General features: G+C 62.2%; 9 protein-coding genes. 4 read left to right on the top strand and 5 right to left on the bottom strand.

The window, feature by feature from the left end:
* Window positions 1–20: 20 nt before the first annotated feature.
* Complete coding sequence (locus tag KZX66_RS15525; RefSeq protein ID WP_248080841.1) at window positions 21–764, bottom strand: class I SAM-dependent methyltransferase; 744 nt, start codon at window positions 762–764, stop codon at window positions 21–23.
* A 104-nt stretch (window positions 765–868) separates the two neighbouring features.
* Here KZX66_RS15525 and KZX66_RS15520 point away from each other — a divergent pair, with 104 nt between their 5' ends.
* A complete protein-coding gene (locus KZX66_RS15520; RefSeq protein WP_248080838.1) occupies window positions 869–1,225 on the top strand; it encodes a VOC family protein in 357 nt (118 codons plus the stop codon).
* Between the two features lie 129 nt (window positions 1,226–1,354).
* Here KZX66_RS15520 and KZX66_RS15515 read toward each other — a convergent pair whose 3' ends face one another.
* The gene (locus KZX66_RS15515) at window positions 1,355–1,981 is read right to left on the bottom strand and encodes a DUF1349 domain-containing protein (RefSeq protein WP_248080836.1); all 627 of its coding nucleotides are present in this window, start codon (window positions 1,979–1,981) and stop codon (window positions 1,355–1,357) included.
* A 511-nt stretch (window positions 1,982–2,492) separates the two neighbouring features.
* On the opposite strand from KZX66_RS15515, the gene dapA reads away from it, so the two are divergent.
* Entirely contained in the window at window positions 2,493–3,416 is a 924-nt protein-coding gene (gene dapA / locus KZX66_RS15510; RefSeq protein WP_248080833.1) for a 4-hydroxy-tetrahydrodipicolinate synthase, read from the top strand.
* Window positions 3,417–3,429: 13 nt separating this feature from the next.
* On the opposite strand, the gene KZX66_RS15505 is transcribed toward dapA, so the two are convergent.
* Window positions 3,430–5,628 (bottom strand): OsmC domain/YcaO domain-containing protein, encoded by a 2,199-nt coding sequence (locus KZX66_RS15505; RefSeq protein WP_248080830.1) that lies wholly within the window; start codon window positions 5,626–5,628, stop codon window positions 3,430–3,432.
* A gap of 162 nt (window positions 5,629–5,790) precedes the next feature.
* On the opposite strand from KZX66_RS15505, the gene KZX66_RS15500 reads away from it, so the two are divergent.
* Window positions 5,791–7,356 (top strand): PAS domain-containing methyl-accepting chemotaxis protein, encoded by a 1,566-nt coding sequence (locus KZX66_RS15500; protein WP_248080827.1) that lies wholly within the window; start codon window positions 5,791–5,793, stop codon window positions 7,354–7,356.
* A gap of 136 nt (window positions 7,357–7,492) precedes the next feature.
* Here KZX66_RS15500 and nirD read toward each other — a convergent pair whose 3' ends face one another.
* The gene (gene nirD, locus KZX66_RS15495; RefSeq protein WP_248080824.1) at window positions 7,493–7,855 is read right to left on the bottom strand and encodes a nitrite reductase small subunit NirD; all 363 of its coding nucleotides are present in this window, start codon (window positions 7,853–7,855) and stop codon (window positions 7,493–7,495) included.
* A complete protein-coding gene (nirB, locus tag KZX66_RS15490; protein ID WP_248080821.1) occupies window positions 7,855–10,410 on the bottom strand; it encodes a nitrite reductase large subunit NirB in 2,556 nt (851 codons plus the stop codon). The genes nirD and nirB overlap by 1 nt, the downstream gene beginning before the upstream one ends.
* A gap of 564 nt (window positions 10,411–10,974) precedes the next feature.
* Between nirB and KZX66_RS15485 the strand changes: the two genes are divergently transcribed.
* Window positions 10,975–14,961: a bifunctional nitrate reductase/sulfite reductase flavoprotein subunit alpha gene (locus tag KZX66_RS15485; RefSeq protein WP_248080818.1), complete on the top strand. Its 3,987-nt coding sequence runs from the start codon at window positions 10,975–10,977 to the stop codon at window positions 14,959–14,961.
* Window positions 14,962–14,988: the final 27 nt, after the last annotated feature.

The raw sequence follows: 14,988 nt of genomic DNA, 5'->3' as shown, positions 1-14,988 counted from the left end.
GGGTTCAGCCTCCCAGAGACTCAGCGCTTCACACACACAAACAACGCATTGCCCGTCACCCCCTCCCAAGGCGTGATCCGCTCGTAGTCATGCTCAAACACCTGCACGTCGAAGTGCGGCTGCAACAACTGCTCAAGCTCGACAAAACTCAGCGCAACCATGGCGTGCTCATCCTGCCAGGCCTCGGTCACCCCCGCCGTGGTCTTTTCGATACTCAAGCGCAGCGCCTGCTGCTCGCCCTCCCCGCTGTAATGCCAGCCGGAGCCGAAGGAAAAGAGGCTGTCTTCAAACGTCACGCTATGGCGTACCAGCAAACGGTTGTCGATGTGACGCTTGTCCACCGCGTTGAAGCAGAACACGCCGTTGTCGGCGAGCGCGCGGTGTACGCTGGCCAGGCAGGCACTCAGTTGCGTCAGCCCGGCGTTGTAGTGGGTGGAGTAGAGAAAGCAGGTGATCAGGTCCTGTCGCTCGTCGACCTGGAAACTCGCCATGTCCTGGCAACTGAACTGCGCTTGCGGGCAGCGCAGTCTAGCGAGGTCAAGCATGGGCTGGCTGATGTCCAGCCCGGTACTGCGAAAGCCGGCGTCGAGGAAATAACGCACGTGCGGCCCGGTGCCGCAGGCCAGGTCCAGGTGCTGGCGCCCGCCATTGCCGAACAGTTGATGCAGGCGCTGCACGCTGTGGCTCTGTGCCCGGTAGTCGATGTCGGCGCACATCAGGTCGTAGTAAATAGACAGGTCGGTATACAGCGCGTTGGAGGACATAGGGGGCCAGGGCAGGACGGCGGGAATTTCGCGGCGGCATGGTAACCCAGTCAGAGGCGCAAGCCGCTACACTCGCCTCTCAAACGTCAGCCAAGGAGGCCACCATGAGTGTTCGCGGAAAAAACCGACAGATCGACAATATCGAATTCAACGTGGGTGACATCGCCCGCAGCAAAGCCTTTTACGGCAGCGTGTTTGGCTGGACGTTCGTTGACTACGGCCCCACCTATAGCGAATTCAGCGATGGCCGACTGACCGGCGGGTTCACCACCGGGGAGCCCGTAAGGCCCGGCGGCCCTTTAGTTATTGTGTATTCGGATGACCTTGAAGGGGCGCAACAGCGACTTAAAGCGCTTGGCGCGGTAATCAGCCGCGAGACCTTCGCGTTCCCTGGTGGGCGCAGGTTTCACTTCCTTGATCCGGATGGATATGAGCTCGCCGTCTGGACAGATCGCCCGTAGGCATCACCCACGTCAGGCTCCCTGGCTTGTCCGCTCACTGGAAACTGCGGCGGGCAGGCGTGGCGACGGACAGCCTCCGGACAAGCCTCATTTCCCACGTCATGTGCGTGACTGACCTGCCCGGATTGGCTAGCTCAAATCATGCAGGTCTCGCCCAAGCGGCGCGCTCAAAGACCATTCAGAAAACCTCACCCTCAACCCTTGCCGCTGCGGTGTGCAGCACATAGGGCCAACCCTGTAGCGCTCGGCGTGTGGAAATGCCGCAAGCCTGAGCAATGGCCACGTCACGCCGTCGGTGGAGTATTGCAAGCGCAACACGCCCTCGGAAACGGTCACACGCAGCCAAAAATCGCTCGGGTCGCCAGAAAAACAGCTGGGCGCCCAGTCAGACGAGCCGTGTGTGAGCACGCTGCTGATCATTGGCATTCCATCGTTATATTCAATGCCTGCCTTGAGCCAGGTCTGCTCATTGAGCCTGACCATAATGCCCGCCTGGTCATAGAGTTCGCGAAAATCGGCGTTAACTCTGACTTGAGCGGTAAAGCCCCCCGTGGTCTCAAACCCCAGGAAATGTCCGCTGTCTCGAATGAACCCATAATGAGTTTCACGCCAGAAATCGGTTTGGTAGTCCGTAAAAACCTCTAAAGAGTGGTCAGCAAAGCTTTGGTAAAGGCTCGGTTTATTCAGCCATTGAGCCGATTGCCAAATTGACACTTCAAGGTTTTGACTGACGACTTCAATCTGTTTTTTATCCATCAGGCTACCCCCTCCATTGATTTGCAGAATCCAGCGTTGCAAACCCGTTTTCTCTCATGACCCGCTGGCTGTGGAAACTGTATCAAACTCATGGTCGCCGCCGATCGTTGTCCGCGCGATGGCTGACAGGACGTCGCCGACTCGGGTGCGCAGCCTTAAACCTAACGCGCAGCGCATCTGAACAAAGCGACGTATTGACCGTCGAATTCACCGTGCTGCACGCACTTGACACATTTGCTGACATCCCCTGATGATGGACCCCTTACTCAGGGTGTGTCAGCAAATGTCCGCAACCACGTTCGTTAACCTTTCCGTCATTGGCTTGATTGCCAAGGCGCAAGGTTGCGTTGCGCACGCCCTCAAATCGAAGAAACAGTCGCTCATGTGACCGGGGCGCGCTGTCCCGTCAGATGAGCTGACAGGACATTGAGCGCGGATCCCCTCCTCCCTTGCACAATAGCCCCTGCCCTTCTGACGGTGACTTTACCGGTCCACCTTCAGGAGAAAGTGCATGTCATCGTTTCAAGGTATCTGGGTTCCCGTGGTCACCCCGTTTCAGGACGGCGCCATCGATTTCATTGGCCTGCGGCGGCTGGTCGGCCATCTGCTGGACAAACACGTGGCCGGGATCATGGTGTGCACCACCACCGGTGAAGCCGCTGCGCTGAGCCGAGATGAACAACTGGCGGTGCTCGATGCCGTGTTGCAACAGGTACCCGCCGGTCGTGTGGTGATGGGCCTGTCGGGCAATAACCAGAGTGAGCTTCTGCAGTTTCAGCAGCACATCCTCGAGCGCCCGATAGCCGGGTTGCTGGTGCCGGCGCCGAGTTATATCCGCCCGTCCCAGGCCGGTCTCGCGGCGTTCTTTCGCACCGTGGCCGATGCCTCCCGCGTGCCGGTCATTCTCTACGACATTCCCTATCGGACCGGCGCGACCTTTGAGCAGGCCACCTTGCTGAGCATCGTGGCCCACGAGCGTATCGTGGCGATCAAGGACTGTGGCGGCAACCTGGCAAATACCCTGGCGCTGCTGGCCAGTGGCGAGGTGGATGTGCTGTGCGGCGAGGATATTCAGCTTTTCAACGCGCTGTGCCTGGGCGCCACGGGAGCGATTGCGGCGTCGGCCCATGTACACACCGAGCAGTTCGTAGCGCTATACCAGCAAGTGCGGGATAACAGGCTGGCCGAGGCGCGGGCCACCTTCTTTGCCTTGCTGCCGTTGATCAACACAATGTTCATGGAGCCCAACCCCGCGCCAGTTAAGGCTGCGCTGGCGTTGCAGGGGCTGATCGGCAGTGAGTTGCGGGCACCGATGCAGGCGGCCAGCGAGGCCTGTGTGGCTCGCTTGCAAACACTGTTGAAGAATGCCCGCCAGGCTTGTGGCGAGCGGGCTTTCCCGCTCGCCAAAATGCCCGCTCCAGAAAGGTTCAGGTGAGCCCACGGCGCGGTTACCGGCTGGAGAGTGCCGCTCGCGCGCTGTGCAGTTTCTTGTAGCTTTCAATCAAGCGCTGGTGGCGGTCCAGGCCTTCAAGTTGCATGCTGGTCGGGGTCAACCCGTAGAACCGCACGCTGCCCTCAACCGAGCCGATCACCGCGTCCATCCGTTCATCACCAAACATGCGCCGGAAGTTGGTTTCGTAATCGGCCAGCTCCAGGTCGTCGTCCAGTTCCATCTCCAGCACCGCGTTCAACGCCTGGTAAAACAGGCCGCGATCAGCGGTGTTGTCGTTGTACTGCAAGAACATCTCCACGCACTCTTTGGCCTCTTCGTATTGCTTCAAGGCCAGGAAGATCAGCAGCTTCAACTCCAGGATGGTCAACTGACCCCACGCGGTGTTGTCGTCGAACTCGATGCCAATTAGGGTGGCGATATCTGTGTAGTCGTCCAGCTCGCTCTCGATCAGGCGTTCAACCAGCGCCTGCAACTGCTCTTCGTCAAGGCTGTGCAGGTTGAGGATGTCGGCGCGGAAAAACAGCGCCTTGTTGGTGTTGTCCCAGATCAGGTCATCCATCGGGTAGATTTCCGAATAATCCGGCACCAGGATGCGGCACGCCGTGGCGCCAAGGTGTTCGTACACCGCCATATACGACTCTTTACCCATGCCTTCGAGAATGCCGAACAAGGTCGCGGCCTCCTGGGCGTTGGAGTCTTCGCCTTCGCCGGAGAAGTCCCACTCGACGAACTCATACTCCGACTGCGCGCTGAAGAAGCGCCACGACACCACGCCGCTGGAGTCGATGAAGTGCTCGACGAAGTTGTTCGGTTCGGTCACCGCCTGGGCTTCGAAGGTCGGCTGCGGCAAATCGTTCAAGCCTTCGAAGCTGCGGCCTTGCAACAGTTCGGTCAGGCTGCGTTCCAGCGCCACTTCCAGGCTTGGGTGGGCGCCGAACGAGGCGAATACCCCGCCGGTGCGCGGGTTCATCAGGGTCACGCACATCACCGGGAACTCACCGCCCAGGGACGCATCCTTGACCAGTACCGGGAAGCCCTGGGCTTGCAGGCCTTCAATGCCGGCCGCAATGCCGGGGTACTTGGCCAGCACCTGCGCCGGTACGTCCGGCAAGGCAAATTCGCCTTCGATGATCTCGCGCTTCACCGCCCGCTCGAAAATCTCCGACAGGCACTGCACCTGAGCTTCGGCCAGGGTGTTGCCGGCGCTCATGCCATTGCTGAGGTAGAGGTTTTCGATCAGGTTGGAGGGGAAATACACCACCTCGCCATCCGACTGGCGCACGAACGGCAGCGAAACAATGCCGCGCGCTTCATTGCCGGAGTTGGTGTCGTACAGGTGCGAACCGCGCAGCTCACCCTCACGGTCGTAGATTTTGCGGCAGTAGGCATCGAGAATTTCAGCCGGCAGTTCGTCGTTGGGGCCCGGCTGGAACCAGCGCTCATCCGGGTAATGCACGAACGGCGCATTGGCCAGCTCCTCGCCCCAGAACTGGTCGTTGTAGAAAAAATTGCAGTTGAGCCGCTCGATGAACTCGCCCAGCGCCGAGGCCAGGGCCCCCTCTTTGGTTGCGCCTTTACCGTTGGTGAAACACATCGGCGAATGGGCATCGCGGATATGCAGCGACCACACGTTAGGCACGATATTGCGCCACGACGCGATTTCGATCTTCATGCCCAGCCCGGCGAGAATCCCGGACATATTGGCGATGGTCTGCTCCAGCGGCAGGTCCTTGCCCGCGATAAAGGTGCCGCCTTCGTATGTGCTGCCCGGCATCAACAAGGCCTGGGCATCGGCATCGAGGTTGTCCACTTCTTCGATCACAAACTCGGGCCCGGCCTGCACCACCTTTTTCACAGTGCAGCGGTCGATGGAGCGCAGGATGCCCTGGCGGTCCTTCTCGGAGATATCCGCCGGCAACTCCACCTGGATTTTGAAGATCTGGTTATAGCGGTTTTCCGGGTCGACGATGTTGTTCTGCGACAGCCGAATATTGTCGGTGGGGATGTTGCGCGTCTGGCAGTACAACTTCACAAAGTACGCCGCACACAGCGCGGACGACGCCAGGAAATAGTCGAACGGCCCCGGTGCCGAACCATCGCCTTTATAGCGAATCGGTTGGTCGGCAATCACCGTAAAGTCATCGAACTTGGCTTCAAGTCGGAGGTTGTCGAGAAAGTTGACCTTGATTTCCATGGGGGCACACCAGAATACGGGCTAAACAAAAATGGCCGCCATTATGGGGTTTTTCGTCGATTTATTTCAGGCTTTTGACCGACGGCTGGCGAAATGGCCAATGTGCATTAATCTTCTGCCAGTTGGCGCCGATGGACTGTGAGGAATCAGGGAGTAGTCGGAATGCGTAATAACCAGCCCGTAACACAACGTGAGATCTCACTCGCGCCGCAACAAAAACTCATTTCCGCCACCGATACCCAGGGTGGCATCACTTATTGTAACGACGATTTTGTCGAAATCAGTGGGTTTGAACGGGCCGACCTGATCGGCGCGCCGCAAAATATCGTGCGCCACCCGGACGTGCCCCCTGCCGTCTTTGCGCACATGTGGAGCGCGCTCAAGCAAGGCCTGCCGTGGATGGGCATCGTCAAGAACCGTTCGAAAAACGGCGACCACTATTGGGTCAACGCCTACGTCACGCCGATCTTCGAGGGCAGCCGGGTGGTGGGTTTCGAATCGGTGCGGGTCAAGCCCACCGCCGATCAAATCCGCCGCGCCGAGGCCCTGTATCTGCGCCTGCGCCAGGGCAAGTCCGGCGTGTCGCCCATGGATGCGTGGCTGCCGGCGCTGGCAAGTTGCGTTCCCTACGCAGCCACGGGTGTGGTCGGCAGCGTGGCCGGCCTGTTTCTCAGCGCGCCGGTTGCTGTCGCGCTGGCCGTGGCGGTCGCCGTGCCGGTGGGCCTGCTCTGTTCACGCTGGCGCCAGGGCAGCACCTTGCGCCTGTTGGCGGGGGTCGAGCCTTCCACTTCGGATGCCCTGATCGCCCAGATGTACAGCGACGCGCGCGGGCCCCAGGGACGCCTGGAAACCGCGTTCCTCAGCCAGAACGCACGCTTGAAGACCTGCCTGACCCGTCTGCAGGACAGCGCCGAACAACTCAGCGCCCTGGCCGGGCAGTCCGATCAACTGGCCACTGCCAGCTCCAAAGGCCTGGACCGCCAGCGCCACGAAACAGAACAGGTCTCGGCCGCGGTCAACCAAATGGCCGCCACCACCCAGGAAGTCGCCAGCCATGTGCAGCGCACCGCCGACGCCACCCAGCAAGCCAACGTGCTGACCGGACGCGGCCGCGAAGTCGCGCGCGACACCCGCCAGGCCATCGAGCGCCTGTCTGCGGTGGTCGGCGAGACTGGCACTACCGTGGCGCAATTGGCCAAGGACAGTGACGAAATCGGCAGCGTGGTGGACGTGATCAAAGGCATCGCCGATCAGACCAACCTGCTGGCGCTCAACGCCGCAATTGAAGCCGCCCGTGCCGGCGAACAAGGCCGTGGTTTTGCGGTGGTGGCTGATGAAGTGCGCCAACTGGCCCAACGCACCTCGCAGTCCACCACCCAGATCCACGCCCTGATCACCCAATTGCAGACGTCCTCCAACAATGCCGTGCAGAGCATGGAAAACGGCCACCGCCAGGCCCAGGAAGGCGTGGCCTGGGTGCTCGAAGCGGATCAGGCGCTGGTGGGGATCAGCGAAGCGGTGTCCCATATCACCGAGATGACCACCCAGATCGCCGCCGCCACCGAAGAGCAAAGCGCGGTGGCCGAAGAGATCAGCCGCAACATCACCACCATCGCCGAACTGGCCGACCAGACGTCGCTACAAGCCCATCAATCCACCGACCTGAGCAAAGAGCTGACCAACACTGCGGCCACGCAGTATGCGTTGGTTGAGCGTTTCAATCGCTGAGTCAAGCTCAGCGGCGAGGGGGCACATACAGCGCCTATTGGACGCAGAACCCTGCCGCCCTCGCCGTCGTTACAGTGCTCGCCGTTGACTGCTGGGCATCAGGGCGTGCCCCCACCTACCTGAAGACCGCAGTGCATCAGCTCACAGCCAACTCCACCACCCCGCCGTTCAACCGTACCGGCCACACGCGCAAGCGCTGGTGTGGTGCCTCCAGGCACTGCCCATCGTGCAAGCGGTAATGCTGCTTATAGATCGGCGCAGCCACCACCAGATCCCCCTTGATACAACCCACCAAACCACGCCCGATCACATTCGCCCCGGACTCCGGGTCGTGGTTGTCGATGGCGAATAACGTCTGCTCCTGCGCGCCGGGCAGGTAGAACAGTGCCACCTGGGCGCCGTCGAGCCACACCACCACGCCGGAATCGCGCACCAGGTCGGTCTCGTTGCACACGCTTTTCCAGGTAGCCAGGTTGCGCTGCGTATTGGAGTGGCTCATCAGGCAATCTCCTCGATGACGGGAATCAGGTTGAGTTCGGCGGCCATGATCGGCCGACGCTGGCCGCGCTCCTGGACAAAGTGGATGTCCGGGTCGGGGCGTTTGTCGTTGACGAAGGTGCGGAAGCGCTTGAGTTTTTCCGGGTCTTTGAGGGCGTTGGCCCATTCGCATTCGTAGCGGTCGACCACCAATTGCATCTGCGCTTCGAGCTCGGCGCCCAGGCCCAGGCTGTCGTGCAGGATCACGTCTTTGAGGAAGTCCAGGCCGCCTTCCAGGCTTTCGCGCCACACCGAGGTGCGTTGCAGCTTGTCGGCGGTGCGGATGTAGAACATCAAAAAGCGATCGATGTACTTGATCAGCGTGGCGTCGTCGAGGTCGGTGGCGAACAGTTCGGCATGGCGCGGGCGCATGCCGCCGTTGCCGGCGATGTAAAGGTTCCAGCCCTTCTCGGTGGCGATCACCCCCACGTCTTTGCTCTGGGCCTCGGCGCATTCACGGGTGCAACCGGACACCGCGAACTTGAGCTTGTGCGGCGAACGCAGGCCCTTGTAGCGGTCCTCGATCAGCAGCGCCATTTTCACGCTGTCCTGCACGCCATAACGGCACCAGGTGCTGCCCACGCAGGACTTCACCGTGCGCGTGGACTTGCCGTAGGCATGCCCGGTTTCGAAACCGGCGGCAATCAGCTCGGCCCAGATATCCGGCAGTTCATGCAGTTGCGCACCAAACAGGTCGATGCGCTGGCCGCCGGTGATCTTGGTGTAGAGGTCGTATTTCTTCGCCACTTCGCCGATCACGATCAGCTTGTCGGCGGTGATCTCTCCCCCGGGAATACGCGGAACCACCGAGTAGGTGCCGTTCTTTTGCATGTTGGCCATGAACGTGTCGTTGGTGTCCTGCAATGGCACCAGGGAGGCGTCCATGATCGGCTGGTTCCAGCACGAGGCCAGGATTGAGCCCACCGCCGGTTTGCACACGTCGCAACCGGTATGGCCACGGCCGTGTTTGGCCAGCAGTTCTTCAAAGGTGATCACCCCTTCCACGCGCACCAGGGCATACAGTTCCTGGCGGGTGTAGGCAAAGTGTTCGCACAGGCTCTTGTCGACGCTGACGCCTCGGGCGATCAACTCGTGTTCGAAGACTTGCTTGAGCAGCCCGGCGCAGCCACCGCAACCGGTGCAGGCCTTGGTCTGGGATTTGAGTTCGCCAAGGTCGCTGCACCCGGCGTCAATCGCCGAGCAGATCGCGCCTTTGTTGACGTTGTGACACGAACACACGGTGGCCGATTCCGGCAGCGCGCCAGGGCCCAGGGTTGGCGCGCCGGCCGAGGACGGCAGAATCAGGCTGGCCGGTTCGGCCGGCAGCGCAATCGCGTTCTGCATGTATTGCAGCAAGGTGTCGTAATAGCTGTTGTCGCCCACCAGCACCGCGCCGATCACGTGCTTGCCGCTTGCGTCCACCACCAGGCGGCGGTAGCTGGCGCTGGCCTCGTCGATGAACTGATAGCTGCGCGCGCCGGGTGTGTGCGCATGGGCGTCGCCGATGGAGCCCACATCCACGCCCAGCAATTTGAGCTTGGTCGACATATCGGCGCCGACAAAGGGTTCGGCGGCCTGCTCGCACAGCAATGCAGCCACCCCGCGCGCCATCTGGTAGCCCGGCGCGACCAGGCCGAACAGGCTGCCGTTCCACGATGCGCACTCGCCGATCGCATAAATGTGCGGGTCGCAACTCAAGCATTCATCGTTAATCACCACGCCACCGCGCGGGCCAATCTCCAGGCCGGCCTGACGCGCCAGGGCGTCCTGGGCACGGATGCCGGCCGAGAACACAATCAGGTCGGTTTCGAGGAATTCGTCATTGGCAAAGTTCATGCGGTAGCGGTACTGCTCGCCCGCGCTTATCGACTGGGTGGCGCGGGACAGGTGCACGCCGACGCCCAGTCGTTCGATCTGGGCCTTGAGCGCCAGGCCACCGAAATCGTCCAACTGCACCGGCATCAAGCGCGGTGCGAATTCCACCACATGGGCTTCCAGGCCGAGGCTTTTCAGCGCGTTGGCCGCCTCCAGGCCCAGCAGGCCACCGCCGACCACCACGCCGCGCCGCGCATTGGCCGCCGCAACGCGGATCGCATCGAGGTCCTGCAAGGTGCGGTACACCAGGCGTGAATCGCCTTCAGCGCCCTCGATCGGCGGCACGAAGGGGTAAGAGCCGGTGGCCAGTACCAGTTTTTCGTACGCCACGCAGCCCTGGGCGGTGATCACCTCGCGGCGCTCGCGGTCGATCTCCAGTACCGGCACACCCAAGTGCAGCGTGATGCCCGGCGTCTGGTACAACGCCGCTTCGGACAGCGCCAGCGACTCGGCATCGCGACCGGTGAAGTACTCGGACAGGTGCACACGGTCATAGGCGCGCATCGGCTCTTCGCTGAACACGTGCAGTTGGTAGTGTTCCAGCGCGCCGCGCTCGATCAGTTGCTCCACACAGTGGTGGCCGACCATGCCATTGCCGACGACGATCAGGGTTTGTTTGCTACTGGCGATCTTGGAGTTCATATCAGCACCCGACAACACTCATCACGGTTAAAAAAAGCAAAAAAAAACGCCTGAAACCTTGCGGTTCCAGGCGTCTTTGCCTGTTCTTATGCGGGATCGGTTCGGACGACTTCGCCGGATCCATCGCTTTATGCCCATGACCTGTTAGGGCCTGTCGATCGTCGTTGACCGAGTGGGGTTGCGGGGGAGCTTGCAGGGTCTGTGCCAAACTGGCGAGGCCGCGTGCTCATGGCTGCCGACGGCATTTTAATAGCCCAATCAGCCCGGATTGCGCCTCCAACTGGTGCGCGCCGCCTCAAAAAAGCGCACCTCTGAGCGTGTTGCAGTGAGCGGGCTGGCCTCACTCACCACAGCAAGCCCGCTCACCACACACGTCTTCTCCCACCACAACGCCGCGCATGCCAGTGCTTGGAAAAACCTGGCGCGTGACTTGCTAGGAACACCTCAAGAGCAGTCAACGCTGATTGCCCCACACACGACAAAGGCGCCGTGCAACCCCCGTTTACGAACGGCGGGTTGCAGGGCGCTTTTTTGTTGGCGGGTAAAAAGTTTCGAGGGTTACAGATGGCAAACCAAAGCGTACGTAGCGTGTGTCCTTATTGTGGCGTGGGCTGCGGCATCGTCATGCAGGTCGAGCAGAATAAAGTGGTCAAGGTGATCGGCGACACGGCCCACCCCACCAACTTCGGCCGCCTGTGCACCAAGGGCACCACCTGCGGGCAAGCCATCGCCGAGTCCGGACGCATGGAAAATGCCTACTTGCGTGAACACCGCGAGCACGACCCGGTGCGCATCGCCATGGACAAGGCCATCAGCGAAACCGCTGGCCGCCTGCGGCATATCCTCGACCGCGATGGCCCGGACGCACTGGCCTTCTACGTGTCCGGGCAGATGTCGCTGGAAGCCCAGTACCTGATCAACAAGTTGGCCAAGGGCTTTGTCGGCACCCATAACATCGAATCCAACTCGCGCCTGTGCATGGCCAGCGCGGGCAGCGGCTACAAACTGTCACTGGGTGCGGACGGCCCGCCCGGTTCCTATGAAGACTTCGACCGCGCCGAGCTGTTCTTCGTGATCGGCGCGAATATGGCCGACTGTCACCCGATCCTGTTCCTGCGCATGATGGACCGGGTCAAAGCCGGGGCAAAACTGATCGTGGTCGACCCTCGGCGCAGCGCCACGGCGGACAAGGCCGGCCTGTACCTGCCAATCAAACCGGGCACCGACCTCGCGCTGCTCAATGGCCTGCTGCACCTGCTGGTGAAGAACGGCCACACCGATCCGGCGTTTATTGAAGCTTTCACCGACGGCTGGGAGGCGATGCCTGGCTTCCTCGAAGACTACCCGCCGCACACCGTGGCCGAGATCACCGGTCTGGCCGAAGCCGATATCCGCCAAGCCGCCGACTGGATCGGCACAGCCGCCGAGTGGATGAGCTGCTGGACCATGGGCCTCAACCAGAGCACCCACGGCACCTGGAACACCAACGCCCTGTGCAACCTGCACCTGGCCACCGGCGCGATTTGCCGCCCCGGCAGCGGGCCGTTTTCCCTGACCGGCCAGCCCAATGCCATGGGCGGACGCGAGATGGGCTATATGGGGCCAGGCCTGCCAGGACAACGCTCAGTGCTGGTGGAAGCCGATCGCCGGTTTATCGAAGACCTCTGGCAGATCCCCCAGAACCGCCTGCCGCGCCAGGCCGGTGGCGGCACCGTGGCGATGTTCGAGCAACTGGCCGCGGGGCAGATCAAAGCCTGCTGGATCATCTGCACCAACCCGGTGGCCAGCGTGCCGAACCGCCAGACCGTGATCGACGGCCTGCGCGCCGCCGAACTGGTGATCACCCAGGACGCGTTCCTCGACACCGAAACCAACCGCTACGCCGATATCCTGCTGCCCGGCGCGCTATGGGCCGAGGCTGAAGGGGTGATGATCAACTCAGAACGCAACCTGACCCTGATGCAAAAAGCCGTCGATGCGCCCGGCGAAACCCTGCCCGACTGGCAGATCATCGCCAGGGTCGCCTGTGCCATGGGCTTTGCCGAGGCGTTCACCTACACCTGCGCCAGCGAGGTGTTTGAAGAAATCAAACACGCCTGGAACCCCAAGACCGGCTACGACATGCGCGGCGCCAGCTACGCCCGCCTGCGTGAACAACCGCTGCAATGGCCCTGCGCATCCAACGAGGCAGCACCGCGCAACCCGATCCGCTACGCGCACAACGGCACACTCACCTTCGCCACCGACACCGGCAAAGCCCGGTTCTACCCTCGGCCGCACATGCCACCGGCGGAACTGCCAAATGACGCTTTCCCCTTCGTGCTCAACACCGGCCGTGTGCAGCACCAGTGGCACACCCTGACCAAGACCGGCAAGGTCGCCACCCTGAACAAACTCAACCCCGGCCCCTTCGTGGAAATCCACCCCGAGGATGCCGCGCGCCTGGGCATCCGTGCCAAGGACCCGGTGGAAGTGCGCTCCCTGCGTGGGCGCGCGGTGTTGCCCGCCGTGATCACCGACCGGGTACGCCCCGGCAACTGCTTTGCGCCCTTTCACTGGAACGACGTGTTTGGCGAGCACTTGGCGATCAATGCCGTGACCCACGACGCCGTCGACCCGATTTCGCTGCAGCCGGAGTTCAAGTGCTGCGCCGTCGCACTGGCCCGTGTCGAACTGATCGAGCACCGCTTTCTCGAGCAACCGGCCGCCGCCGCCCATGCCCTTGCAGAGGCCCCCGTCATGTCGCGCTTCGACGCCTTCGCCGAACTCACCGGCATCCGCGACCTGCCGGCACCGGCCCTGTGCGACAGCGAACGCACCTACCTCGCTGGTTTCCTCAACGGCCTGCAATCCGGTGCCGCGCGCCAGGCCAAGGGTGTGCCAGTGATGCCGGCCAGTGCGCCGTTGACCCAGGACGCCCGATTGTGGCTGGACGGTTTGCTCGCGGGCTTGTTCAGCCGCAGCGAAACCGCCCCTGCGCCCTCCCCCGACGTCACCTTGTTGTGGGCCTCGCAGACCGGCAACGCCCAAGCCCTGGCCGAACGCTGCGCCAGGCGCCTGCGGGAAGCGGGCATCAGCGTCGAACTGAGCGCGATGGCAGACTTCCCCGCCAGCCGATTGGCCAGTACCCAAACCCTGGCGTTGATCAGCAGCACCTTTGGCGACGGCGATCCACCGGACAATGGCGAAGCGTTCTGGCACGGCCTCAGCAGCATTGGAACGCGACTGGAGTCCCTGCGCTTTGCCGTGCTGGCCCTGGGCGATCCGAACTATGACCAGTTCTGCCGGCACGGCAAAAGGCTTGACCAGCGCCTGTTGGAATTGGGCGCCACGCGCCTGCTGGAACGGGTCGACTGCGACACCGACTTCGAAGAACGCGCCGACGCCTGGCTGACGCGCCTCCAGCACACCCTCAACCCGGCCAAACCCATCACCCAGGCCACCCCGGCCGGCAAAACCAAGCTGCATGGTTCGCGCCTGTTGCTCAACCGGCACTTGAACCCCGACAGCCGGCACAAGGAAACCCGCCAGTTCGCCCTCGACCTGGCGGACTCCGGGCTCACCTACGAAGCCGGCGACGCCCTGGGCGTGCGCCCGCGCAACTGCCCCGAGCTGGTGAGCGAACTGCTTGACCTGACCCACCTGAGCGCAGGCACGCTGGTGAACATCGACACCTTCGGGGACGTGCCGCTGCAACAGGCGCTCACCCAACACTTCGAAATCGCCCGGCCCAGCAGCGAGACCCTCGCCTTTATCGCGCAGCGCAGCGCCAACGCGGGCCTTGAACAGTTGCTGCGCCCCGAGCACAAGGCTGAGCTCAAAGACTGGCTGTGGGGCCGGCAACTGGTGGATGTGCTGCAGCACTACCCCATCGACTGCACGGCGGACGAACTGCTCGGCACCCTCAAGCGCCTGCAACCGCGCCTGTATTCGATTGCCTCCAGCGCCAAGGCCTACCCGCAGCAAGTGCACCTCACCGTGGCCGCCGTGCGCTACGGCAAGCGCAAGGGCGTGTCGTCGACCTTCCTGGCAGACCGCGTCGGTGACGACGAAGTCCCGGTGTTCGTGCAGCCGTCCAAGCACTTCCGCACGCCAGGCGACGGTGAGGTGCCGATGATCATGATCGGGCCCGGCACAGGCGTGGCGCCGTTTCGCGCGTTCTTGCAGGAACGCCGGGCAATGGGGCATCAGGGCCGCAACTGGCTGTTTTTTGGGGAGCAGCACGCCGCCAGCGACTTCTATTACAAGGACGAGCTGCAAGGCCTGCAGCACGACGGTCTGCTCACCCACTTGAGCCTGGCGTTTTCCCGCGACCAGACCCAGAAGATCTACGTGCAGGACCGCATCCGTGAGCACGGCGCCGAGCTGTGGCGCTGGCTGCAGGACGGCGCCAGGCTGTACGTCTGCGGCGACGCGAGCCATATGGCCAAGGACGTCGACCAGGCACTGCGCCAAGTGGCGCAAACCCACGGCGGGCTTGGCGCAGAAGACGCGGTGGACTACTGGCGGCAATTAAGTGAGCAGAAGCGTTATCTGCGTGATGTGTACTGATTGGATACAGAACAATCGGGTTTTGTA

The sequence above is a fragment of the Pseudomonas sp. EYE_354 genome, from assembly GCF_023148575.1.
Lineage (GTDB): Bacteria > Pseudomonadota > Gammaproteobacteria > Pseudomonadales > Pseudomonadaceae > Aquipseudomonas.
This window is presented reverse-complemented; position numbering and strand designations above follow the sequence as displayed.

Bases quoted from the DNA above. Each gene is read 5' to 3' on its own strand.
- KZX66_RS15515 (WP_248080836.1), bottom strand. From the start codon at position 1,981: ATGGATAAAAAACAGATTGAAGTCGTCAGTCAAAACCTTGAAGTGTCA.
- KZX66_RS15505 (WP_248080830.1), bottom strand. From the start codon at position 5,628: ATGGAAATCAAGGTCAACTTTCTCGACAACCTCCGACTTGAAGCCAAG.
- nirD (WP_248080824.1), bottom strand. From the start codon at position 7,855: ATGAGCCACTCCAATACGCAGCGCAACCTGGCTACCTGGAAAAGCGTG.
- KZX66_RS15525 (WP_248080841.1), bottom strand. From the start codon at position 764: ATGTCCTCCAACGCGCTGTATACCGACCTGTCTATTTACTACGACCTG.
- nirB (WP_248080821.1), bottom strand. From the start codon at position 10,410: ATGAACTCCAAGATCGCCAGTAGCAAACAAACCCTGATCGTCGTCGGC.
- KZX66_RS15485 (WP_248080818.1), top strand. From the start codon at position 10,975: ATGGCAAACCAAAGCGTACGTAGCGTGTGTCCTTATTGTGGCGTGGGC.
- dapA (WP_248080833.1), top strand. From the start codon at position 2,493: ATGTCATCGTTTCAAGGTATCTGGGTTCCCGTGGTCACCCCGTTTCAG.
- KZX66_RS15500 (WP_248080827.1), top strand. From the start codon at position 5,791: ATGCGTAATAACCAGCCCGTAACACAACGTGAGATCTCACTCGCGCCG.
- KZX66_RS15520 (WP_248080838.1), top strand. From the start codon at position 869: ATGAGTGTTCGCGGAAAAAACCGACAGATCGACAATATCGAATTCAAC.